The 20,021-nt window shown below is 71.8% G+C and carries 21 protein-coding genes; 11 read left to right on the top strand and 10 right to left on the bottom strand.

The window, feature by feature from the left end; all coding sequences use genetic code 11:
* The first annotated feature begins 30 nt into the window (after nucleotides 1–30).
* The gene (locus ACIQVL_RS31485) at nucleotides 31–867 is read left to right on the top strand and encodes a TauD/TfdA dioxygenase family protein (protein WP_403477030.1); all 837 of its coding nucleotides are present in this window, start codon (nucleotides 31–33) and stop codon (nucleotides 865–867) included.
* A complete protein-coding gene (locus ACIQVL_RS31480; protein WP_403477029.1) occupies nucleotides 864–1,622 on the top strand; it encodes an SDR family NAD(P)-dependent oxidoreductase in 759 nt (252 codons plus the stop codon). Before ACIQVL_RS31485 ends, ACIQVL_RS31480 begins: the two co-directional genes overlap by 4 nt.
* Nucleotides 1,623–1,654: 32 nt before the next feature.
* On the opposite strand, the gene ACIQVL_RS31475 is transcribed toward ACIQVL_RS31480, so the two are convergent.
* On the bottom strand, nucleotides 1,655–2,377 hold the full coding sequence (locus ACIQVL_RS31475; RefSeq protein WP_403477028.1) for an enoyl-CoA hydratase/isomerase family protein: 723 nt from the start codon (nucleotides 2,375–2,377) through the stop codon (nucleotides 1,655–1,657).
* A gap of 116 nt (nucleotides 2,378–2,493) precedes the next feature.
* Between ACIQVL_RS31475 and ACIQVL_RS31470 the strand changes: the two genes are divergently transcribed.
* Genes ACIQVL_RS31470 through ACIQVL_RS31455 form a run of 4 tightly spaced genes read left to right on the top strand, consistent with a single transcriptional unit; the run spans nucleotide 2,494 to nucleotide 7,018 of the window.
* On the top strand, nucleotides 2,494–4,029 hold the full coding sequence (locus ACIQVL_RS31470) for an AMP-binding protein (protein WP_403477027.1): 1,536 nt from the start codon (nucleotides 2,494–2,496) through the stop codon (nucleotides 4,027–4,029).
* A gap of 38 nt (nucleotides 4,030–4,067) precedes the next feature.
* Complete coding sequence (locus ACIQVL_RS31465; protein WP_403438593.1) at nucleotides 4,068–5,246, top strand: amidohydrolase family protein; 1,179 nt, start codon at nucleotides 4,068–4,070, stop codon at nucleotides 5,244–5,246.
* A gap of 19 nt (nucleotides 5,247–5,265) precedes the next feature.
* Nucleotides 5,266–6,699, top strand: coding sequence for a FadD3 family acyl-CoA ligase (locus ACIQVL_RS31460; protein WP_403477026.1), 1,434 nt, complete (start codon nucleotides 5,266–5,268; stop codon nucleotides 6,697–6,699).
* Nucleotides 6,700–6,751: 52 nt separating this feature from the next.
* Nucleotides 6,752–7,018 carry a hypothetical protein gene (locus ACIQVL_RS31455; RefSeq protein ID WP_403438598.1) on the top strand — a complete coding sequence of 89 codons (267 nt, stop codon included), beginning with the start codon at nucleotides 6,752–6,754 and terminating at the stop codon, nucleotides 7,016–7,018.
* A gap of 83 nt (nucleotides 7,019–7,101) precedes the next feature.
* On the opposite strand, the gene ACIQVL_RS31450 is transcribed toward ACIQVL_RS31455, so the two are convergent.
* On the bottom strand, nucleotides 7,102–8,268 hold the full coding sequence (locus ACIQVL_RS31450; protein ID WP_403477025.1) for an acyl-CoA dehydrogenase family protein: 1,167 nt from the start codon (nucleotides 8,266–8,268) through the stop codon (nucleotides 7,102–7,104).
* A gap of 98 nt (nucleotides 8,269–8,366) precedes the next feature.
* Between ACIQVL_RS31450 and ACIQVL_RS31445 the strand changes: the two genes are divergently transcribed.
* Complete coding sequence (locus ACIQVL_RS31445) at nucleotides 8,367–9,857, top strand: class I adenylate-forming enzyme family protein (protein WP_403477024.1); 1,491 nt, start codon at nucleotides 8,367–8,369, stop codon at nucleotides 9,855–9,857.
* A gap of 4 nt (nucleotides 9,858–9,861) precedes the next feature.
* Nucleotides 9,862–10,626 (top strand): SDR family NAD(P)-dependent oxidoreductase, encoded by a 765-nt coding sequence (locus ACIQVL_RS31440; protein ID WP_403438607.1) that lies wholly within the window; start codon nucleotides 9,862–9,864, stop codon nucleotides 10,624–10,626.
* 75 nt (nucleotides 10,627–10,701) lie between these two features.
* On the opposite strand, the gene ACIQVL_RS31435 is transcribed toward ACIQVL_RS31440, so the two are convergent.
* The 4 genes from ACIQVL_RS31435 to ACIQVL_RS31420 all read right to left on the bottom strand — a co-directional run bounded on the left by ACIQVL_RS31435 (nucleotide 10,702) and on the right by ACIQVL_RS31420 (nucleotide 14,721).
* Nucleotides 10,702–11,961: an amidohydrolase family protein gene (locus tag ACIQVL_RS31435; protein WP_403438610.1), complete on the bottom strand. Its 1,260-nt coding sequence runs from the start codon at nucleotides 11,959–11,961 to the stop codon at nucleotides 10,702–10,704.
* 37 nt (nucleotides 11,962–11,998) lie between these two features.
* Nucleotides 11,999–12,328, bottom strand: a complete 330-nt coding sequence (locus tag ACIQVL_RS31430; RefSeq protein WP_403477023.1) for a hypothetical protein — start codon at nucleotides 12,326–12,328, stop codon at nucleotides 11,999–12,001.
* A 17-nt stretch (nucleotides 12,329–12,345) separates the two neighbouring features.
* On the bottom strand, nucleotides 12,346–13,632 hold the full coding sequence (locus ACIQVL_RS31425; protein ID WP_403477022.1) for an SRPBCC family protein: 1,287 nt from the start codon (nucleotides 13,630–13,632) through the stop codon (nucleotides 12,346–12,348).
* Nucleotides 13,633–13,776: 144 nt separating this feature from the next.
* The gene (locus ACIQVL_RS31420) at nucleotides 13,777–14,721 is read right to left on the bottom strand and encodes an NAD(P)-dependent oxidoreductase (RefSeq protein ID WP_403477021.1); all 945 of its coding nucleotides are present in this window, start codon (nucleotides 14,719–14,721) and stop codon (nucleotides 13,777–13,779) included.
* Between the two features lie 78 nt (nucleotides 14,722–14,799).
* On the opposite strand from ACIQVL_RS31420, the gene ACIQVL_RS31415 reads away from it, so the two are divergent.
* From ACIQVL_RS31415 to ACIQVL_RS31405, 3 genes are read left to right on the top strand one after another with little or no spacing between them, the layout of a single operon-like run.
* Complete coding sequence (locus ACIQVL_RS31415; RefSeq protein WP_403477020.1) at nucleotides 14,800–16,080, top strand: cytochrome P450; 1,281 nt, start codon at nucleotides 14,800–14,802, stop codon at nucleotides 16,078–16,080.
* Nucleotides 16,077–16,265, top strand: coding sequence for a ferredoxin (locus ACIQVL_RS31410; protein ID WP_403438624.1), 189 nt, complete (start codon nucleotides 16,077–16,079; stop codon nucleotides 16,263–16,265). Before ACIQVL_RS31415 ends, ACIQVL_RS31410 begins: the two co-directional genes overlap by 4 nt.
* 14 nt (nucleotides 16,266–16,279) lie before the next feature.
* Entirely contained in the window at nucleotides 16,280–16,591 is a 312-nt protein-coding gene (locus ACIQVL_RS31405; protein ID WP_403438627.1) for a DUF1330 domain-containing protein, read from the top strand.
* A gap of 128 nt (nucleotides 16,592–16,719) precedes the next feature.
* On the opposite strand, the gene ACIQVL_RS31400 is transcribed toward ACIQVL_RS31405, so the two are convergent.
* From ACIQVL_RS31400 to ACIQVL_RS31385, 4 genes are all read right to left on the bottom strand, one after another.
* Nucleotides 16,720–17,706 (bottom strand): oxidoreductase, encoded by a 987-nt coding sequence (locus tag ACIQVL_RS31400; RefSeq protein WP_403438630.1) that lies wholly within the window; start codon nucleotides 17,704–17,706, stop codon nucleotides 16,720–16,722.
* A 202-nt stretch (nucleotides 17,707–17,908) separates the two neighbouring features.
* The gene (locus ACIQVL_RS31395) at nucleotides 17,909–18,760 is read right to left on the bottom strand and encodes an SDR family oxidoreductase (protein WP_403477019.1); all 852 of its coding nucleotides are present in this window, start codon (nucleotides 18,758–18,760) and stop codon (nucleotides 17,909–17,911) included.
* Nucleotides 18,757–19,215 carry a VOC family protein gene (locus ACIQVL_RS31390; RefSeq protein WP_403438636.1) on the bottom strand — a complete coding sequence of 153 codons (459 nt, stop codon included), beginning with the start codon at nucleotides 19,213–19,215 and terminating at the stop codon, nucleotides 18,757–18,759. The genes ACIQVL_RS31395 and ACIQVL_RS31390 overlap by 4 nt, the downstream gene beginning before the upstream one ends.
* Nucleotides 19,212–19,832, bottom strand: coding sequence for a TetR/AcrR family transcriptional regulator (locus ACIQVL_RS31385; protein WP_403438639.1), 621 nt, complete (start codon nucleotides 19,830–19,832; stop codon nucleotides 19,212–19,214). The genes ACIQVL_RS31390 and ACIQVL_RS31385 overlap by 4 nt, the downstream gene beginning before the upstream one ends.
* Nucleotides 19,833–20,021: the final 189 nt, after the last annotated feature.

Raw genomic sequence — 20,021 nt, 5'->3', positions numbered from 1 at the left:
TTGCCGCAACAAAGGAAGGGCCGCACCCACATGCCCGTCACCGTCACCGAACTCACCCCCACCACCGGTGTGGAGATCACCGGCCTCTCCGGGAACCGGCTGGTCGACCGGGGTGTCGCGGAGGAATGCCTGGCCGCGCTGGAGCGGCGCGGGGTGGTGATCTACCGCGAGGCCGACATCGACGACGACGATCTGGTCGCGTTCGGCCGGCTGCTCGGCGAGGTCGTCCCGCTGCCGATGGGCGGCCATCCGACGCACCGCGAGATCCAGCGGATCACCCGGGACCCGGCGAAGAGCCCGCTGGCCGCCTACCGCGAGTCCACCTTCTTCTGGCACATCGACGGCACGACGCAGCGAATTCCCGGCAAGGCGACGCTTCTGACGGCACGGCAGGTGTCGGGGGACGGCGAAGGCGACACCGAGTTCGCCAACACCTTCGCCGCGTACGCGGCGTTGCCGGAGGCGGAGCGGAGGGAACTGGACGGCCTGCGCGTCGTGCACAGCTTCGCCGCCTCGCAGCTTCTGGTGACACCGGACCCGTCGCCGAAGGAGCGGGCGGCCTGGGACCGCAACCCGGCCCGGGAGCACCCCCTGGTGTGGACCCGGCGCAACGGCCGCAGGTCACTGCTGATCGGGGCGACCGCGGGCGAGGTGACCGGCCGGCCGCCGGACGAGGGCCGCAGGCTGCTGGACCGGCTCCTGAACTGGGCGACCCGGCCGCGGTTCACCCTGCGCCACCGCTGGCGCCAGGGCGACCTCGTCGTCTGGGACAACACCGGGATGCTGCACCGGGCGCTGCCCTACGGCCCCGCCTCCTCCCGGCTGATGCACCGCACATCCCTGCTCGGCGAGGAGGCGGTCGTATGAGCGAGCGACGCACGGCGCTCGTCACGGGCGGCGGCTCGGGTATCGGCCGCGCCATCGCCCACCGGCTCGCCGAGGACGGCTTCGCCACGGCCGTACTCGACCTCAACGCCGAGGCGGCCGAGCAGGTCGCCGAGGAGGCACGGCAGAAGGGCCACGAGGCGGTCGCCTTCGGGGGCGTCGACGTGTCCGACCGGGCGCAGGTGAACGACGCGGTGCAGCGGGTCCGGGACGCGCTGGGCGGGCCGGTGCTGGTGCTGGTCAACAACGCGGGCGTCAGCGGGTTCGGCCCCTTCCTGAAGATCACCGACGAGACCTGGGACCGGATCATGGCCGTGAACCTCAACGGCCCCTTCTACCTCTGCCAGGCGGTCGTGCCCGACATGAAGGAGACCGGCTGGGGGCGGATCGTGAACATCTCGTCGTCGAGCACGCATTCGGGGCAGCCGTACATGGCGCACTACGTCGCCTCGAAGGCCGGTCTCGTCGGATTCACCAAGTCCCTGGCGCTGGAGCTGGGTCCGGCCGGCATCACGGTGAACACCATCCCGCCCGGCTTCATCGACACCCCGATGCTGCGGGCCTCCGAGGAACGCGGGCTGCTGGGCGGTTCGGTGGACCACCACGCGGAGCTGACACCGGTACGGCGTCCGGGGCGCCCCGAGGACATCGCGGCCGCGTGCTCGTTCCTGGTGTCCGAGGAGGCCGGGTACATCACCGGGCAGGTGATCGGGGTGAACGGGGGCCGCAACACCTGAGTGACGGGACGCCCGAGGCCGGGCCGGGCAGGTCACTTCCGGCGGTTCAGCGCCCGGTCCGCGGCCTCCCAGTGCGCGTCCGCGGCCCACAGCCGGGCGAAGGCGCGCACCGCGTCGTCCGCCGAAGTGCCCTCGTCCAGCACGCGTTTGATCTCGGCGCCGGGACCGGTGGCGAGGGCACGCGCCACAGAACGCCATTCCGTCTCGAAGGAGGCGCGCGGCACCACCCGGTCCACCAGGCCGACCCGCTCCGCCTCGGTGGCGTCGAGGACCGCGCCGGTGCCCGCGAGCAGCAGGGCCCGGCCACGGCCGACCAGGGCGGCGAGCCGCTCGGCGCCGCCCCAGGCGGGCATGATCGCGAGGGTCACCTGGGTGAAGCCGACCCTGATGCCGTCGGCGGCGATCCGGATGTCGGCGGCGACGGCGACCTCGGCCCCGCCGCCCAGCGCGTGGCCGTTGAGCGCGGCGACGACGGGCGCGGGAAAGCCGGCGATGCGGTCGCAGAGGCCGCGCATCCGCCAGGCCATGGCCGCCGCGTCCTCCTCGGTGCGGATCGCGGCGAGTTCCTTGAGGTCTCCCCCGGAGACGAACGCCCGGTCCCCCGCTCCCGTGATCACCAACGCCCGCACGCCGGCTGCCGCGTCCAGCGCCTTCTCCAGCTCGTCCATCGTGGCGAGCGAGATGGCGTTGCGGGCATGGGGGCGGTCGATCGTGAGGACGGCCAGGCCGTCGTCGTCCCGTGCGAGGTCGATCACGTGATTCCCCTCTGACGATATTGGCATTCTCCAATTGCGAGAATAACGTATGCGCCGCTTAGCGCCGCAAGCCCGACACCTCGAAGAGCCGCCCGTCGCAGTGGAGGTAGCCGCAGATGCGAGAGATCCCCGCCGAGTTGACCGAGCGTTACGCAGCCGAGGGCTGGTGGACCGGGGAGACGGTCGGTGACCTGCTGACCCGGGGTCTGGCGGCGGCGCCGGACACCGAGTTCCGGGTGCACTCGGCCGTCCGCCCCTGGGCGGGCACCTTCCGGGACGTCGAAGCGGTGGCGCGGCGGCTGGCGGGCGGGTTGCGGGAGCGGGGTGTGGGGCCGGGCGACGCGGTGGCCTTCCAGCTGCCCAACTGGATGGAGGCCGCCGCGGTGTTCTGGGCCTCGGCGCTCCTCGGGGCGGCGGTGGTGCCGATCGTGCACTTCTACGGGCGCAAGGAGGTCGGCTACATCCTCGACGCCGTCCGGCCGCGCGTCTTCGTCACCGCCGAGCGGTTCGGGCGGCTGGAGTTCCGGCCAGACGTGTGCGCGGACGTGCCGGTGGTCGGCGTGGTGGGCCGCGACTTCGACACGCTGCTCGGCGACGAGCCGCTCACTCAGCCGCTTCCGGCGGACCCGGCCGCCCCCGCCCTGATCGCCTTCACCTCCGGTACGACCCGCGACCCGAAGGGCGTCGTGCACAGTCACCGGACCCTGGGCCACGAGACCCGCCAGCTCGCCGCGAGCTACCCGCCGGACCGCGGCCGCCAGCTCACCGCCGCTCCGGTGGGTCACTTCATCGGCATGGTCAACGCGTTCCTGATCCCCGTCCTGGACGGCACCCCCGTGCATCTCACCGACGTCTGGGACCCGGCCGGGGCCCTGCGGCTGATGCGGGACCACCAGTTGCACATCGGGGGCGGGGCGCCGTACTACGTGACCAGCCTCCTCGACCACCCGGACTTCACCGCGGAGCACCTGCGGTACCTGCGGTACGCGGGGCTCGGCGGCTCGTCCGTGCCGGCGGCCGTCACCACCCGGCTGGCCGGCCTCGGGATCCGGGTGTTCCGGGCGTACGGCAGCACCGAGCATCCCTCGATCACCTCGTCCCGGCACGACGCGCCGGAGCCCAAGCGGCTGTTCACGGACGGCACCGCGCTGCCGGGCGTCGAGATCCGGCTGGCCGAGGACGGCGAGATCCTCAGCCGGGGCCCGGACCTGTGCCTCGGCTACACCGATCCGGCCCTGACGGCGCGGGCGTTCGACGAGGACGGCTGGTACCGGACCGGTGACCTCGGCGAGCTGGACGAGGACGGGTACCTCACGATCACCGGCCGGAAGGCGGACCTGATCATCCGGGGCGGCGAGAACATCAGCGCGCTGGAGGTCGAGGAGGTCCTCCTCGCCATGCCCGGGGTCGCGGAGGCCGCGGTGGTCGCCGCACCCGACGCCCGGCTCGGCGAACACGCGGCCGGGTTCCTGCGGATGCTGCCCGGACACCCGCTGCCCGGACTCGACGCGATGCGGGTGCACTTCGAGCGGGCGGGGCTGGCCCGGCAGAAGTGGCCGGAGGAGCTGCACGAGGTGGCGGAGTTCCCGCGGACGGCGAGCGGCAAGGTGCAGAAGTTCCGGCTCCGTCAGGACATTGCCGTAGGCACCTGAAGAGAATAACATTCTCTCAAATCGCAAAGGAGGGTCTCATGTCGTCGCGTGCGCTGCCGTATCCGCTCTTCGACGCGGACAACCACCTGTACGAGACCGAGGAGGCGCTGACCCGGTTCCTCCCCAAGCAGTACGCGGGAGCGATCGAGTACGTGCAGGTCCGCGGCCGTACGAAGATCGCGATCCTCGGCCAGATCAGCGAGTACATCCCGAACCCCACCTTCGAGGTGGTCGCCCGGCCCGGCGCGATGGAGGAGTACTTCCGGATCGGCAACCCGGACGGCAAGTCCCGCCGGGAGATCTTCGGGGAGCCGATGCGCTCGATCCCCGCCTACCGGGAACCCGGCCCGCGCCTTGAGCTGCTCGACGAACTCGGGGTGCAGCGCACGCTGATGTTCCCGACGCTGGCGAGCCTGATCGAGGAGCGGATGCGGCACCACCCGGAGCTCATCCACGCCGTCATCCACTCGCTCAACGAGTGGCTGCACGCGACCTGGTCCTTCAACTACAAGGACCGCATCTTCACCACCCCCGTGATCACCCTCCCGATCGTGGAGAAGGCGATCGCGGAGCTCGACTGGGCCGTGGAGCGCGGCGCGAGGGCGATTCTCGTCCGGCCCGCCCCGGTGCCCGGGTACGGCGGCTCGCGCTCCTTCGCGATGGAGGAGTTCGACCCGTTCTGGAAGCGGGTCGTGGAGACCGGTGTGCTGGTCGCGATGCACTCCTCCGACAGCGGGTACTCCCGGTACGCCAACGACTGGGAGGGCACCTCCGCCGAGATGCTGCCGTTCAAGTCGAACGCCTTCCGCCAGGTGAACGAGTGGCGGCCGATCCAGGACGCGGTGGCCTCCTGGGTCTGCCACGGCGCGCTGTTCCGCTTCCCCGAGCTGAAGATCGCCCTCATCGAGAACGGCTCGTCCTGGGTGGCTCCGCTGCTCGACCAACTCGCCGACGTCCACAAGAAGATGCCGGAGCAGTTCCTCGGCGACCCGGTGCAGGCCGTCAAGGACAGCATCCACGTCAGCCCGTTCTACGAGGAGAACCTCGGCGAGCTGGTCGACCTCATCGGCGTCGACCGGGTGCTGTTCGGCTCGGACTACCCGCATCCGGAGGGCCTGGCCCAGCCGACCTCCTACGTGGACGCCATCCAGGGGCTCGGCGCGGCCGACCAGGCGAAGATCATGGGCGGCAACCTGTCCCGGCTGATCCCGGCGTGAGCAGGAGAGGGCTTCTCTCGTGAGGTGGGAGACCATCCCCCGGATGGTGCTGAGCGCGGCCGACCGCTTCGGTGACGCCGAGGCGGTCGTGGACGGACCGCTGCGCCTCACCTTCGCCCAGCTCGCCGAGCGGGTACGGGTGGCAGCAGGGGCCTTCGCCGCGCTGGGGGTCGGCAGGGGCGACCGGGTGGCGATCTGGGCGCCCAACTCCGCCGAGTGGATCGTGGCCGCGTTCGGGCTGCTGACCGCCGGCGGGGTGCTCGTCCCGGTCAACACCCGGTTCAAGGCAGCCGAGGCACACGACATCGTCGTCCGTAGCCGCGCCAAGGCCGTACTGGTCCAACAGGGCTTCCTGGGGCTGGAGTTCACCGGACCGCCCGGCGTGCCGGTGCTCGACCTCAAGTCCGGCTTCCTGGACGGCGGTTCGCCCCTCGAACGGCACGTCGGCGGTGACGACGTGGCGGACATCGTGTTCACCTCGGGGACGACGGGCCGCCCCAAGGGCGTCCTGATGACCCACGCCCAGACGCTGCGCCTGTACGAGGAGTGGTGCGACCTCGCCGACCTGCGCGCGGGCGACCGCTACCTGATCGTCAATCCGTTCTTCCACATCTTCGGCTACAAGGCGGGCTGCGTCGCCTCCCTGATCCGCGGCGCCACGATCCTGCCCGTACCGGTCTTCGACGTGGAGCGGGTGCTCGACCTGGTCGAGCGGGAACGCGTGACGATGCTGCCGGGCCCGCCGACCCTCTACCACTCCCTCCTGGAGGCCCGGGCGAAGGGCGGCCGGGACCTGTCCTCCCTGCGCTGCGCCGTCACCGGCGCGGCCGACATCCCCGTCGAACTCATCCGCCGGATCAGCGAGGAACTCCCCTTCCGCTCGATCATGACGGGCTACGGCCTCTCGGAGGCCGGCACGGTGACCGCCTCCCGCCCCGGCGACTCCTTCGAGGACATCGCGACCACCGTCGGCACCCCCTGCGACGGCGTGGAGATCCGCGTCGCCGGTGACGGCGAGGTGCTGGTGCGCGGTTACAGCGTGATGCGCGGATACCTCGACGACCCGGCGGCGACCGCCGAGGCCGTGGACGAGGACGGCTGGCTGCACACCGGCGACCTCGGGACCCTGGACGGCCGGGGGCACCTGAGGATCGTGGGCCGCAAGAAGGACATGTTCCTGGTCGGCGGCTTCAACGCCTACCCGGCGGAGATCGAGGGCTTCCTGCTGCGGCACCCGGCCGTGGCACAGGTCGCGGTGATCGGCGTGCCGGACCCGCGCATGGGGCAGGTCGGCAAGGCGTTCGTGGTGCGGCACGGGCCGGTGACCGAGGCGGAGCTGATCGCCTGGAGCCGCGAGCGCATGGCCGGGTTCAAGGTGCCGCGGTCCGTCGAGTTCCGCGAGGAGTTGCCGCTCAACGCCACGGGCAAGGTGATGAAGGACCGACTGCGATGAAGGCCGACGGGAACCGCGACCGGGTTCCCGCCCTGGAGAACGGAGATCTCTCGTGACGACGCACCGCACCGCGGACCCGACGGCGGATCTGTCACTGGCCCGGCTCGAGCGCCTCGACGACGAGATCATCGCGCTCCTCGCCCGCCGCCGCGCGATGGCCCAGGAACTCCCGCCCCCGGCCCGCGCCCGCGCCGCCGACCCGGCCTTCGCGGAGACCGTACGGGGCATCACGGGCCGCTACCGCCAGGAACTCGGCGGCGCCGGCGAACTCGTCGCCCGCGCGGTCATGGTGCTGTGCGATCCGAGCCGCGAGGCCTGAAAGCGCTGTGAAGGCGGCCTGAAGAAAGCTTCCTTCGCGCTCGGGGCCCCGAGCGGCGGTTCACCGGTTCGGCGCTGCCCGGGTCAGTACGACCTGGGCAGCCCCAGCACGTGCTGGGAGACGTAGTTGAGCACCATCTCCTGGCTGATCGGCGCGAGCCGCAGCAGCCGTGCCTCACGGAAGTACCGCTCGACGTGGTACTCACGGGCGTACCCCATACCGCCCAGCGTCTGCACCGCCCGGTCGGCGGCCTGGAATCCGGCGTCGGCGCACAGGAACTTGGCCATGTTGGCCTCGCGGCCGCACTCCAGCCCCCGGTCGTAGCGCCAGGCGGCGTTGCGGGCCATCAGGCGGGCGGCGTCGAGGCGGGTCAGGGCTTCCGCGAGCGGGAAGGCGATGCCCTGGTTCTGGCCGATGGGACGGCCGAAGACGATCCGTTCCGTTGCGTACCGGGTGGCCGCGTCCAGGGCCGCCCGGCCCAGGCCGAGCGCCTCGTGGGCGAGCAGGATGCGCTCGGGGTTGAGGCCGTCGAGGAGGTAGCGGAAGCCTTCGCCCTCCTCGCCGATCCGGGCGCTCGCCGGGACCCGCAGGCCGTCGATGAAGATCTCGTTGGAGGCGACGGCGTTGCGGCCCATCTTGGGGATCGGCCGGATGTCCATCGCCGTACGGTCGACGTCGACCAGGAAGACCGAGATGCCCTTGGTGGGCTTGTCGACCTGGTCGCGTGGGGTCGTACGGGCGAGGAGAACCATCTTCTGGCTGTCGCCCGCCTTGGTGATCCAGATCTTGCGGCCGTCGATGACGTAGTGGCCGCCGTCACGGCGGGCGACGGTGGAGATGCTGGTGGTGTCCGTGCCGGCGTCGGGTTCGGTGACGCCGAAGCAGACGTGCAGGTCTCCGGTGGCGGCGTGCGGGAGGACCTCGCGGCGGAGCTGCTCGCTGCCGTGCCGGGCCAGGACGTTGAGGCCGAAGATGGTCAGGTGCATGGTGCTGCACCCGTTCATGCCGGCTCCTGAGGCGGCCACCTCCTCCAGCAGCAGTGCGGCCTCCAGGACGCCGAGTCCGCCGCCGCCGTACTCCTCGGGGACCGCGATCCCGAGCCAGCCGGCCTTGGCGAAGGCGTCGTAGAAGCTCCAGGGGAACTCGCCCCGTTCGTCCTGCCGGGCCCAGTACTCGGGGCCGAAGGAGGCGGCCAGCTCGCGGACGCCCGTGCGGATGTCCTCCTGCTGCTCGGTCAGCTCGAAATCCACGTGGCCCCCTGGAGCGCGATCCTGCACAACTCTGGAGAATGAGGTTTCCCTATACGTAGAATATCGTTCGCAGTCGGGGAGCGGAAGGAAGGGGCGCCGTGAACATCGCGATGCTGCTCGACATGGCCGTGGCGGGCGATCCGGACCGGGTGGCGGTCGGGCCGCGCGGTTCGGGTATGACCCGTGCGGAGCTTCGGCGCGCGGCCGGTGGAGTGGCGGCTGTCGTCCATCGGTCGGGAGCGCGGGAATTGGTGTTCGCCGGGGTCAACGGCGCGGAGTTTCCCGTGCTGTTGTTCGGTGCCGCGCTGGCCGGCGTCCCGTTGGTACCCGTCAACTACCGCCTCTCCGCGGACGCGTTGACCGGTCTGCTCGCTCACACCGACGCACCGCTGGTGGTCGCGGACAAGTCCCTGGCGGGCGTGTTCGCCGGGGCCGGACTGCCGGTGCGCACCCCCGAGGAACTGCTGGCGGAGGGGCGGGCCGCCGAGCCGGCCGAGGGTCTGGAGGGTGCGGCGGAGGACCCGGCCGTGCTGCTCTTCACCAGCGGGACCACCGCCGCGCCGAAGGCAGCCGTGCTCCGGCACCGCCACCTGACCAGTTACGTCCTGCAGACCGTGGAGTTCGCCTCCGCCGCCCCGGACGACACCGTCCTGGCCTCGGTCCCGCCGTACCACGTCGCGGGCGTCGGCTCCGTGTTGAGCAACGTGTACGCCGGCCGCCGCATGGTGCACCTCGGCGCCTTCGAGCCGGGTGCCTGGCTGGAGCTGGTCCGCTCCGAGGGCGTCACCTCCGCGATGGTGGTACCGACCATGCTGGCCAGGATCGTCGAGCACCTGGACGGCCGGCCGGCCGGGGTGCCGACGCTGCGCGCGCTGGCCTACGGCGGTGCCCGCATGCCGCACACGGTGCTGGAGGCGGCGCTACGGGCGTTCCCCGGCGCGGGTTTCACCAACGCCTACGGACTCACCGAGACCAGTTCCACCATCGCGCTGCTCGGCCCCGACGACCATCGTGCGGCGCTGGCCTCCGACGACCCCGCGGTGCGCGCCCGGCTGCGCTCGGCGGGCCGCATGGTGCCGGGTGTGGAGGCGCAGATCCGGGACACGGCCGGGGCCGTGCTGCCCGCCGGGGTGCCGGGCGAGCTGTGGGTGCGTGGTCCGCAGGTGTCCGGGGAGTACAAGGGGGCCGCCGCGTTGCTGGACGCGGCGGGCTGGTTCCGCACCCGGGATCTGGCCCGCTTCGACGACGCGGGCTATCTGTTCGTCGTGGGACGCGCCGACGACACGATCATCCGTGGCGGAGAGAACATCGCGCCCGCCGAGGTGGAGGACGTCCTGCTGGGCCATGAGGCCGTGCGCGAGGCGGCGGTCGTCGGGGTGCCGGACGAGGAGTGGGGCGAGCGGATCGCGGCCTTCGTCGTCGTCCACGAGGGCTCGGAAGTCGACGCCGAGGGGCTGCGGTCCTGGGTGCGTGCCCGGCTGCGCGGGTCCAGGACGCCCGATGTGGTCGTCTTCCGCGCGGAGTTGCCGTACACACCCACCGGAAAACTGCTGCGGCGCGAGCTGCTGACACTGATACGGGAGGGCTGACGCCGTGACGTCGTTCGCTGAGCTGCACGACCTGACGGGCAAGGTGGCGGTGGTCACCGGCGGTTCGCGCGGGATCGGGCGGGCCATCGTCCAGACGCTGGCGGAGGCCGGTGCCGATGTGGTGGTCGCCTCCCGGAAGGGCGAGGTGTGCCGGGCGGTCGCCGAGGAGGTGCGGGCGTCGACCGGGCGGCGGGCCGTCGGGATCGCCTGCCATGTCGGCCGCTGGGACGACTGCGAGCGGCTCGTGGCGGAGTCCGTCGAGCGGCTGGGCGGACTGGACGTGCTCGTCAACAACGCCGGGATGTCACCCCCGTACGAGCGTCTCGATGCCGTCGGCGAGGAGCTGTACGACAAGACCCTCGCCGTGAACCTGAAGGGGCCGTTCCGGCTGGCGGTCCTCGCGGCGACGCACATGGCGGACCACGGCGGCGGCTCGATCGTCAACATCGGTACGGCCGGGTCGCTGATGGCGAGCGTCCACGAACTGCCCTACGCCTGCGCCAAGGCCGGTCTGAACGCGCTCACGGTGGGGCTCGCGGAGGCGTACGCCCCGAAGGTGCGGGTGAACGCCATTCTCCCCGGGCCGGTGCTCACCGACGCCCACCGGGCCTGGGCGGCCGAGGACTTCGACGCCTCGTTCGTGCCGCTGGGCCGGCTGGGGCTGCCGGCCGACGTGGCACCCCTGGCACTGCACTTCGCCAGTGCCGCGTCCAGCTTCACGACCGGTGCGATCGTGCGGGTCGACGGGGGCATCACACGGAAGGTCTGAACCCCGTGAGCCATACGGAAGGGCGGCGGCTCCTGTCGGAGCCGCCGCCCTTCCGTCCCCCGTCCCCCCGGCCTGTCAGTGGTCGGCGGTCTCGTTCCGGTACACCTGTCCGCCCTTCATCACGAACCGCACGTCCTCGGTGACCCCGATGTCGGTCAGCGGGTCGCCGGGGACGGCGACGACGTCGGCGAGCAGGCCGGGTTGGAGGCGGCCGCGGTCGTCGGCGTCGATCAGTTCCGCGGCGACGGTCGTCGCGGCCCGGAGGGCGGCCAGCGGGGTCATGCCGCGGTCGACGAGGGCGAGGAGCTCGCGGGCGTTGCGGCCGTGCGGGATCGCCGGGGCGTCGGTGCCGCAGGCGACCCGGACGCCGCGTTCGATGGCACGCCTGGTCGTCGCCTTGGCGCGGGGGAAGACGTCGGCGGCCTTGGCCTGGAGTTCGGGCGCGGCCTTGGAGACGTCCATGCCGTCGGCGATGTAGGTGGTGGCGACCAGGAAGGTGCCGCGCTCCACCATCAGGTCGAGGGTCTCGTCGCCGGCCAGGAAGCCGTGCTCGACGCAGTCGATGCCCGCGTCCAGCGCGGCCCGGATCGCCCGGTCGCCCATGCAGTGCGCGGCCACCTTGAGCCCGGCGCGGTGCGCCTCGTCGGCGATGGCGCGCAGTTCGTCGTCGGAGTACTGCTGGGCGCCGGCCGGACCGGTATGTGACATGACACCGTTGGAGGCGCACACCTTGATGACCCGCGCCCCGTGCTTGATCTGGTAGCGGACCGCCTTGCGCACCTCCTCGACCCCGTCGGCGATGCCCTCCTCGGTCGTCAGCGGCATGATGTGCGGCGCCAGCGCCTGGAACATGGTCGGGTCGAGGTGCCCGCCGGTGGGGGTGATGGCATGCCCGGCCGGCACGACCCGCGGTCCCTCGATCCAGCCGAGGTCGATGGCCTTCTTCAGCGCCACGTCGAGCAGCAGGCCGCCGGTCTGCACGAACAGGCCGAGGTTGCGTACGGTCGTGAAACCGGCCCGCAGGGTGCGGCGGGCGTTGGCGACGGCGCGCAGGGTGCGGACGGCGGGGTCGTCCTGGACGGGGTTGAGGGGGCTGCGGTGGTCGGGCCCGCCGAGGAGCAGGTTGACCTCCATGTCCATCAGGCCCGGCAGGAGCGTGACGTCACCCAGGTCCAGTTCGACGGTGTCGGGCGGGACGGTCGTCGGGGCGACGGCGGTGATGCGCTCGCCCTCGATCAGCAGGTCGCCTGGCTCGACGAGTTCCCCCTTGTCGATGTCGAGCATGCGGGCGGCGCGCAGCCGGACCGGGGGCTGCGGAGTGCGTGGGCGGGGCATCAGGTGCCTCCCGCGGCGCGGTGGGCTCGCATGGCGCTCACACCGCCGGTTCGACGACGGCGTCGATGCTCGCCGGGCCCGTGTCGGGCACCCTGGGCTGCCGCCAGGCCTCCACCGAGAAGGCGACGGTCACCAGGGCGCAGAACAGCCACAGCAGGTGCTTGTCCGCGTCGGAGATGTCCGCCATGGAGACGTTCTGCAGGTACTCCGTGCCGGACGCGAGGAGCGGGAACGCGGCGTTGTAGAAGGTGTCCAGTTCGTCCATGGTGCTGGCGATCCGCTTGGCGTAACGGGCCTTCTCGGTGGGGACGGCCCAGTCGGCGAAGGGCTCCAGCGCGGCGAACTCGGCGGGAAGGACGGTGGCCATGGTTCGGTCTCCTCGGGTCAGTTCGCGGCCGGGGCGCCGGAGGTGCGCTGCTGGTACTCGCGGACGTACTGCCGGGCGGTGCCGTGCAGATGGCGGAGCAGAACCTCCTGGTCGTTGAGGGGGAACTCGCCCACCGCGCGCGATTCGAGCATGGTCTGGGTCGCCTCCAGGGTGTTGCCGTCCTGCAGGCCGTACTCCTTGAAGGAGACGACGGCCAGCTCCTGCTGCAGGCGCTGGAAGGCGTTCTCGGGCGGGACGAAGTAGCAGGTCGCCTCGAAGATGTGCGTGTTGTACGAGGTCGGCCAGTAGTGGTAGGTCAGCACCCAGTTCGGCCGCCAGATCAGCAGCATGAAGTTGGGGAAGAAGACGAACGAGTCCATACCCCAGCGCGGGTCCCGGGTGGGGTTGACGGCCGGCGGCAGCTGTTCGGTGCTCAGACCGATGTCGGGTGCCTCCCACGGCCCGAACAGGCCGCTGCGCAGGGCCCCTTCGATGGGCTTGACCATCTTCCGGTCGTGCGGCGGGGCGATGCCGCCCCAGGAGGAGACCATGCTGTGCGGGCCGTCGATGTCGTAGTGCAGCGCCTCGTACCCGTACTTCTGGATCTTGCGGGCCTCGTCGGACACGTACTGGCCCGCGTGCAGGATCGGCGCGTGGTAGAACTCGGCGAACGCGTCGATGAACAGCTTCCAGTTGGCGCCGATCTCGGCGCGGTAGCGGTGCGCCTGGGTCATCTTGTGGAACGGGTAGCCCTCGATGCCCTTGGCGAACTCGCCCAGGAACTCCCGTAGCGGAGTGGTGTTCTCGGGGTCGAGGTTGACGAAGACGAACCCCTCCCAGATCTCCGTCCGCACGCCCTTGAGGCCGTACTGCGACTTGTCCAGGTCGAAGAACTCCTGCTCCTGCTGGACGAAGGACAGCTTGCCTTCGAGGTCGTAGCGCCAGGCGTGGTACTTGCACGTGAACTGCCGGCAGACCCCGCTGGTCTCCTCGCGCGGGAAGTCGTTCCACACGAGCTTGTTGCCGCGGTGCCGGCACACGTTGTGGAAGGCACGCACCTCGTCGTCCATGCCGCGCACCACGACCACCGAGGTGCCGGCCGCGTCCAGCTCCTTGGTGAAGTAGCTGCCGCGCTTGGGGAGTTGCTCGACCCGCCCCACGTTCAGCCAGGTGCGCCTGAAGATCGCCTCGCGCTCCAGCTCGTAGTGCGCGGGGGAGATCGAGTCCTCGTACGACACCGGCTCCGTGCCGATCTTCAGGTGTGCGGTCCAGCTGCCCGCCGCGGGCTTCTTGAAGTGCGCCATGGGGTCTGGTCCTCCAGTCGCTTGTACGGAGGGGACTCACGATAATCTCAGTCTCTCCGAATGAGAATGCTATTCTCGCTCCGGATCGGCCGTCAAGTCAGCCGTTCGTCAGGAGGGGCGCCGCAGACCGCGACGGCCGGTCCGTCAGGATCCGTCCACGAAGGGGAAGATCCGGGTGAAGTCGGCCCCCGGCTCGGCCCGGGCGAACCGCCCCCAGACAGCCCCGGCCGCCTCGCCGATGGCGGCGGGACCGCCCTGCTCGCCCACCGCCCGCAGATACAGCCGTACGTCCTTGTCCATCAGGGAGTTGGCGAAGCCGGCGGCATAGCGGCCGGTGAGGACGTGGGCCGGGAACTTGTCCTCGGTGGCCGCACTCCGGCCGCTGGACTCGTTGAGCACGTCGAGGATCGTGGCCATGTCGAGTCCGGCCGCGAGCCCGAAGGCGACGGCCTCGCTGGTGGCGGCGAGGGTGGTCGCGGAGAGGAAGTTGTTGGCGAGCTTGAGCGCCTGGGCCATGCCGGGACGGTCGCCGACCCGGCGGGGGCGGTCGCTCAGCCCGGCCAGCACGCCCTCGACGGCATCGCACGCCTCGTCGTCCCCGGCGTACATGACGGTGAGGGTGCGGGCGCGGGCTCCGGCGACCCCGCCGGAGACGGGGGCGTCGACGTAGCCGATGCCGCCCTCGGCCAGGAGTCCGGCGACGGTGCGGGCGGCGGCCGGGCCGACGGTGGAGGTGTCGACGACGTAGCGGACCCGGCGGCAGGGCGCCGCCAGGATCTCGTGGGCCACCTGTTCGGTCGCGGCCCCGTCAGGCAGGCTCAGCACCAACACGCGTACACGATGGGCGACTTCGGCCACCCCGGGGACGTGCACGGCACCCTCTGGCGAGCGCCCCGCACCCAGTGCGTCATGCGTCACGACCGCGCGCCCCGCCCCCACCAGGTTCCCGGCGAGCACGCTCCCCATGTTGCCGAGTCCGACGAATCCGACGCTCCCTGCGCGCAGTTCTCCGCCGCTTCCGTCGATCTCCCGCGTCTCTTCCACAACTCTCCCCGCAGCGAATGAGAATGCCACTCTCCTGAACTTCATTCAGCATTCCAGCAATCGGAGAATTGTGCTACCGTCCCCGATCGTCAGGGTGCCGGCCGAGAGGGAGCCGAACAGACCGTGAACGACTTCGAGGCGATCGACTTCTTCCGGGACGAGAGGCTCGTCGCGGACCCCTATCCCTACTTCGACGCCCTGCGCGGGCAGTGCCCCGTCCACCGGGAGAGCCATCACGACGTGATGATGGTGACCGGATACGAGGAGGCGCTGCAGGTCTACAACGACACCGACACCTTCTCCTCCTGTGTCTCCGTCACCGGTCCGTTCCCCGGGTTCCCGGTCCCGCTGGAGGGGGACGACGTGAGCGGGCTGATCGAGCGGCACCGGGACGCGCTGCCGATGAGCGACCAACTGCCCACCATGGACCCGCCGGTGCACACCGACCACCGCGCCCTGCTGATGCGGCTGATCACGCCGAAGCGCCTCAAGGAGAACGAGGCCTCCATGTGGCACCTGGCCGACGGGCTGCTGGACGCGTTTCTCGCGCCGGGCGAGGGGGAGTTCATCGGCGGGTTCGCCGGGCCGTTCACGCTCCTCGTCATCGCCGACCTGCTCGGCGTGCCGGAGGAGGACCGGCAGGAGTTCATGGACCGGCTGCAGAACCGCCCGCCGGACGGGGGCGGCGTCGGCAGCACGGGGGACGGCACGCTGCACCACTCACCGCTGGAGTTCCTCTACGGCCGCTTCACCACGTACATCGAGGAGCGCCGCCGGGAGCCGCGCGCGGACGTGCTCACGGGACTGGCGACCGCGACCTTCCCGGACGGCTCGACCCCGGAGGTCATGGACGTCGTCCGGGTCGCCGCCAACCTCTTCGCCGCCGGCCAGGAGACCACCGTCCGGCTGCTCGGCTCGGCACTCAAGGTGCTCGCCGAACGCCCTGAGCTGCAGCGGCTGTTGCGCACCGAACGGGAGCGCATCCCGAACTTCGTCGAGGAGGCGCTGCGCGCGGAGAGCCCGGTGAAGGGCGACTTCCGGCTGTCCAGGGTGGCGACGACGGTGGGCGGTGTCGAAGTCCGCGCCGGAACCACGCTGATGGTCCTCAACGGCGCCGCGAACCGCGACCCGCGCCAGTTCGAGGACCCGGAGACCTTCGACGTCGGCCGTCCGAACGTCCGCCGGCACCTCGCGTTCGGCCGCGGTGTGCACACCTGTCCGGGCGCGCCCCTGGCCCGTGCCGAGGCCCGGGTGACCCTGGAACGGCTGCTGGAGCGCACCTCCGACATCAGGATCGCCGAGCAGGTGCACGGCCCGGCGAACGCCCGCCGCTACCAGTACGTGCCGACCTTCATCCTCCGCGGCCTCACCCGTCTCGACCTGGAGTGGAGCCCGGCCCGGTGAAGGCCACCGTCGACGACGACCGCTGCCGCGGGCACGGGGTCTGCTGCTCGATCTGCCCGGAGGTGTTCGACCTGGGCGACGACGGCTACGCCGTGGTGGACCCGCCCGAGGTCCCCGCCGAGCACGAGGACGCGGTCCGCTCGGCCGCCGCCCTGTGCCCCGAACACGCCATCACCGTGAGCTGACGACGAGGAGCGCCATGCCCAAGGGTTACGTCATCTTCACCGAGGCCATCGACGATCCGGCCGCGATGGCCGCCTACGGCAGGGCGGCCGGGCTCTCCCTCGCGGAGAGCGGGGCCACGGTGCTGGCCGTCGACTCCGGCCCCCAGGTCCTGGAGGGTGAGTGGCACGGCGACCAGACCGTCGTCCTGGAGTTCGAGTCGGTGGCTGCGGCCCGGGCGTGGTACGAGTCGGCCGCCTACGAGAAGGCCAAGCCGCTGCGGCAGGCGGCGGCCCGGACCAACGCCGTGATCGTGTCGGGGTTCGCGGCGACGTCGACCGGCGACTAGTACTCCAGTACTCAGGTACTCCAGTACTCCAGCGCCGTTTCGTGGTCTGACCGGCCGGTTCGCCGTCAGCCGTCAACCGGCCGCGGTCAGCCGACCGCCGTGAGCCGATCGCCGTCAGCCGACCGCCGTCAGCCGAGGGCGTCCAGCAGCTCCCGCTCGCGCTGCGCGCTCAGGCCCGCGCGCCTCTCCCGGTCCAGCCCCTGCTCCCGTTCCCAGTCCAGCGTGTCGGCCAGCAGCTCCGCCCGGGGCCGGTGCCGCAGCCCCGCCGCGTGCGCCGAGGACCCGTCCCTCGCCGACCATCCTTCCCAGCCCGGCTCGACCAGCCACATCGCCAGCGACTCGGGCCCCATGTACTCGGCCACGCCGTTGGCGAGCAGCCATGCCGACTCGGCGGTGACCACCGGACCGGTGTGGCCGCCGGCGGCGCGGGACAGTTCGATCCACTCTTCGAACGGGACGACCGGGCCGACAGCGTTGTACGTGCCGGTGGTTCCCGTCTCCGCGGAGTCGAGCAGCCAGGAGGTGAGGTCCCGCACGTCGACCACCTGGGTGGGGACGGCCGGTGTGTCGGGGACCAGCATCGGCCCTCGCGGATCGCGTGCGGCGCGGGCGACCCAGTAGCCGGAGCGCCCGCTGTGATCGCCCGGGCCGCCGATGAGCCCGGCCCGTGCGATGAGGAGGCGGTCGCCCACGGCCGCCGTCGACGCCTGCTCGCAGGCGACCTTCGCCTCGCCGTACAACTCCCGGTCGACCTCGCTCCGTTCGGTCGGGGCGAGCAGGGCCGCGGACTCGTCCGCCCCCGGCGTGGCGTGCGAGGCGTAGGCGTTTCCGGACGAGACGTACACCCAGTGCCCGGCCTTGCCGCCCAGGGCGTCGAGCGCCCCACGAACGAAGCCCGGCTGCCATGACACCTCGACGACCGCGTCCCACACCCGGTCGCGCAGGGGCTCGTACGCCGACGGATCGCGCCGGTCGGCGGCGACCAGTGTCGCTCCGTCCGCGACTTCCCCGCTCTCGCCGCGCGCGAGGCAGGTCACCCGATGGCCGCGTTCGATCGCCTGCCGCGACAGCTCCCGAGCCACCCATGCCGTTCCGCCCAGAACAAGGATCTCCATACGGACACACAAGCACCGGGATCACCGCCCGGCCAGGCGGATTCGCTGACAGCAGATGGCCGGCCGTCGGATGGTCCGGGCCCTCGGGCGACCACGTCCATCCGCCGAGGCGGCCAAGCGCGCGGTCGCGAAGTCGCTCCGGAGTACCGGGCGCCGCATGAGCACGTCCCGCGGGCCGGGCCCGGCACGTGCCCCGGCTCCGCTACCGTGCCGTCAGTCCGGCCCGGACCCCGCCGTCGACCAGGATGTCGACGCCGGTGAGGAAGGACGCCTGGTCGGACAGCAGGAAGGCGACGACGGCGGCGAGTTCCTCGGGGCGGCCCTCGCGGCCGAGGGCCGACTGCCGTACCAGCGCGGCCATGGACGGGTGGTGCTCCGCCTCCTGCCGGCCCTGCGGGGTGGCGACGACGCCGGGCGAGACCGAGCAGACACGCGCTCCGGCCGGCCCGATGCGGACCGCTTCCCGTTGCACGAAGCGCTGGACTCCGCGTTTGGCCCAGGTGTAGGCGACGCCGGGGTCCTCGATGTCCGGTCCGACAGCGGTGCGGATGCGGTCGAGGAAGTGCTCGTGCAGGGGGTCCGCCAGGGCCTCCTCGGTCGCGGGCCGCGGTGCGGTGTCGCCGAACAGCGCCGCCATCGAAGCGAAGCACACCAGCGCCGTTCCCCGCGTCGCGAGCGGGCGCAGGGCCTCGGCCAGGAGTGCGGTGCCGACGAGGTCGACCGTGAGGATGCGGCGCCATTCGGCCATGGTCGGCGAGATGCCGGCGGCGTGGGCGACGGCACGGAGGGTGCCGAGCTCACGGGCGCGGGCGGCGAGGCGGGCCAGGCCGTCGCGGTCGGTGATGTCCAGGGTGTGCGGTTCGACGACGGTCGTGCGCGCGTCCGTGGACAGTTCCTCCGCGGCCATGGACACCGTCTTCTCGTCGAGGTCGACCAGCAGCAGCCGGTCCACCACCCCCACCAGCCGTCGGGCGCACTCCAGGCCCATGCCGCGCCCGGCTCCGGTCACGATTCCCACGCTCGTCGCCCGTCCCGGCTCCGGTACGGCGGTCATGACGGCCTCCTGCCGGTCGCCCAGTACTGCTCCAGGACGGGTTGCAGCGCGCGGGTGACGAGTTCGACGCGCGGGCCGGTGGGGCCGCGGTGGAACGCCCAGTACGGGGTACCGTCCGGGCGGCGGCCGACGGCCTCGGACGGGTAGCCGCGGCGGGCCAGTTCGGCGGAGTCGGCGGCCACGTCGTCCGACCAGTACCCGAGGTGGTGGACTCCCGAGTCGGCGGCCGGTTGCCAGAGGGTGCCCGGGACGCTGCGGACCAGTTCCAGCCGGGGGACGGTCATGGAGTACGTCGACGTCAGGTCGAGCACCGTGTCACCGGCGGGGAGGCTCACCTGGGCGGGTGCGCCCAGTTCCGCGCACCACTGGTAGCCGAACAGTGCCGTCAGCTCGGCCGCTGCCGCCGGGATGTCGTCCACGACGATGCCGACGTGGAACTGGTCGGTCGCCTTCATTCGTGCGCTCCCTGAGGTGTGACCGTGCGCAGGCAGAAGCGGGTCAGGTGGTCGACGTCGCCGTCCGTCGGCGGCGTCCGGCGCCACAGGTGGTCGGCGAGGCGGCCGACCGTGGCGTGGGCGGCGAGGGACGCGTCCAGGCCGGGAGCGGTGCTGCCCAGCCGGGCGTAGGGCGCGCTGAGCAGGTCGGCGAGGAGGCCGGTGGCCGAGGGCGGGCCGGCCAGGAACCCCTCCCCCACGCTCTGCGCGTTCCACATCACGGCGAGCGTCGTCGCCGCCGTGTCGGGATCCCTGGCCTGGGACAGGACGCCCTCGACCCAGCGGCGCACCTGGCCCTCCGGCGTGGGCTCCTTCGCCATCTGGTGGGCGATGTAGCCGCACAGGCGCTCGGTGCCGTCCTCCATGATCGCGGCGACCAGGGCGTCCTTCGACCGGAAGTGCCGGTAGAACGCTTCGTTCGACAGTCCGGCGGCCGCCACGATGTCGGCGACCCGCGGGCGTGCGCCCGTGCCGCAGCGGCGCATCACCGCCCGTGCCGCGTCGAGGAGGGCCCGCACCTCGTCGCCGTACTGGTCGGCGCGCCGGGCCAGGGCACGCCGGGCAATCCGCTCGGCCACGCCCCCCGACGGACGGTCCACGCCCGACGGACGGTCCACGCCCGACGGTCGCTCAGCGTCCGACGGTCGGTCCGCGCCCGCGGGCGGGTGTGCGACGCCGTCCGGAGGCCGGTCCGGCGGTGCGTCAGAAGTCGCGTTCCGCGTCGCGGGAATTGTGTTCTCCTTCATGAGAACGTTATTCTGGCACCC

The organism is Streptomyces sp. NPDC090499, from assembly GCF_044769305.1.
Taxonomy (GTDB): Bacteria; Actinomycetota; Actinomycetes; order Streptomycetales; family Streptomycetaceae; genus Streptomyces.
This window is presented reverse-complemented; position numbering and strand designations above follow the sequence as displayed.

Excerpts from the sequence above, each read along its gene's own strand:
- ACIQVL_RS31485 (WP_403477030.1), top strand. The coding sequence starts at position 31 with ATGCCCGTCACCGTCACCGAACTCACCCCCACCACCGGTGTGGAGATC.
- ACIQVL_RS31480 (WP_403477029.1), top strand. The coding sequence starts at position 864 with ATGAGCGAGCGACGCACGGCGCTCGTCACGGGCGGCGGCTCGGGTATC.
- ACIQVL_RS31470 (WP_403477027.1), top strand. The coding sequence starts at position 2,494 with ATGCGAGAGATCCCCGCCGAGTTGACCGAGCGTTACGCAGCCGAGGGC.
- ACIQVL_RS31465 (WP_403438593.1), top strand. The coding sequence starts at position 4,068 with ATGTCGTCGCGTGCGCTGCCGTATCCGCTCTTCGACGCGGACAACCAC.
- ACIQVL_RS31435 (WP_403438610.1), bottom strand. The coding sequence starts at position 11,961 with ATGCCCCGCCCACGCACTCCGCAGCCCCCGGTCCGGCTGCGCGCCGCC.
- ACIQVL_RS31430 (WP_403477023.1), bottom strand. The coding sequence starts at position 12,328 with ATGGCCACCGTCCTTCCCGCCGAGTTCGCCGCGCTGGAGCCCTTCGCC.
- ACIQVL_RS31425 (WP_403477022.1), bottom strand. The coding sequence starts at position 13,632 with ATGGCGCACTTCAAGAAGCCCGCGGCGGGCAGCTGGACCGCACACCTG.
- ACIQVL_RS31420 (WP_403477021.1), bottom strand. The coding sequence starts at position 14,721 with ATGAAGTTCAGGAGAGTGGCATTCTCATTCGCTGCGGGGAGAGTTGTG.
- ACIQVL_RS31405 (WP_403438627.1), top strand. The coding sequence starts at position 16,280 with ATGCCCAAGGGTTACGTCATCTTCACCGAGGCCATCGACGATCCGGCC.
- ACIQVL_RS31400 (WP_403438630.1), bottom strand. The coding sequence starts at position 17,706 with ATGGAGATCCTTGTTCTGGGCGGAACGGCATGGGTGGCTCGGGAGCTG.
- ACIQVL_RS31395 (WP_403477019.1), bottom strand. The coding sequence starts at position 18,760 with ATGACCGCCGTACCGGAGCCGGGACGGGCGACGAGCGTGGGAATCGTG.
- ACIQVL_RS31390 (WP_403438636.1), bottom strand. The coding sequence starts at position 19,215 with ATGAAGGCGACCGACCAGTTCCACGTCGGCATCGTCGTGGACGACATC.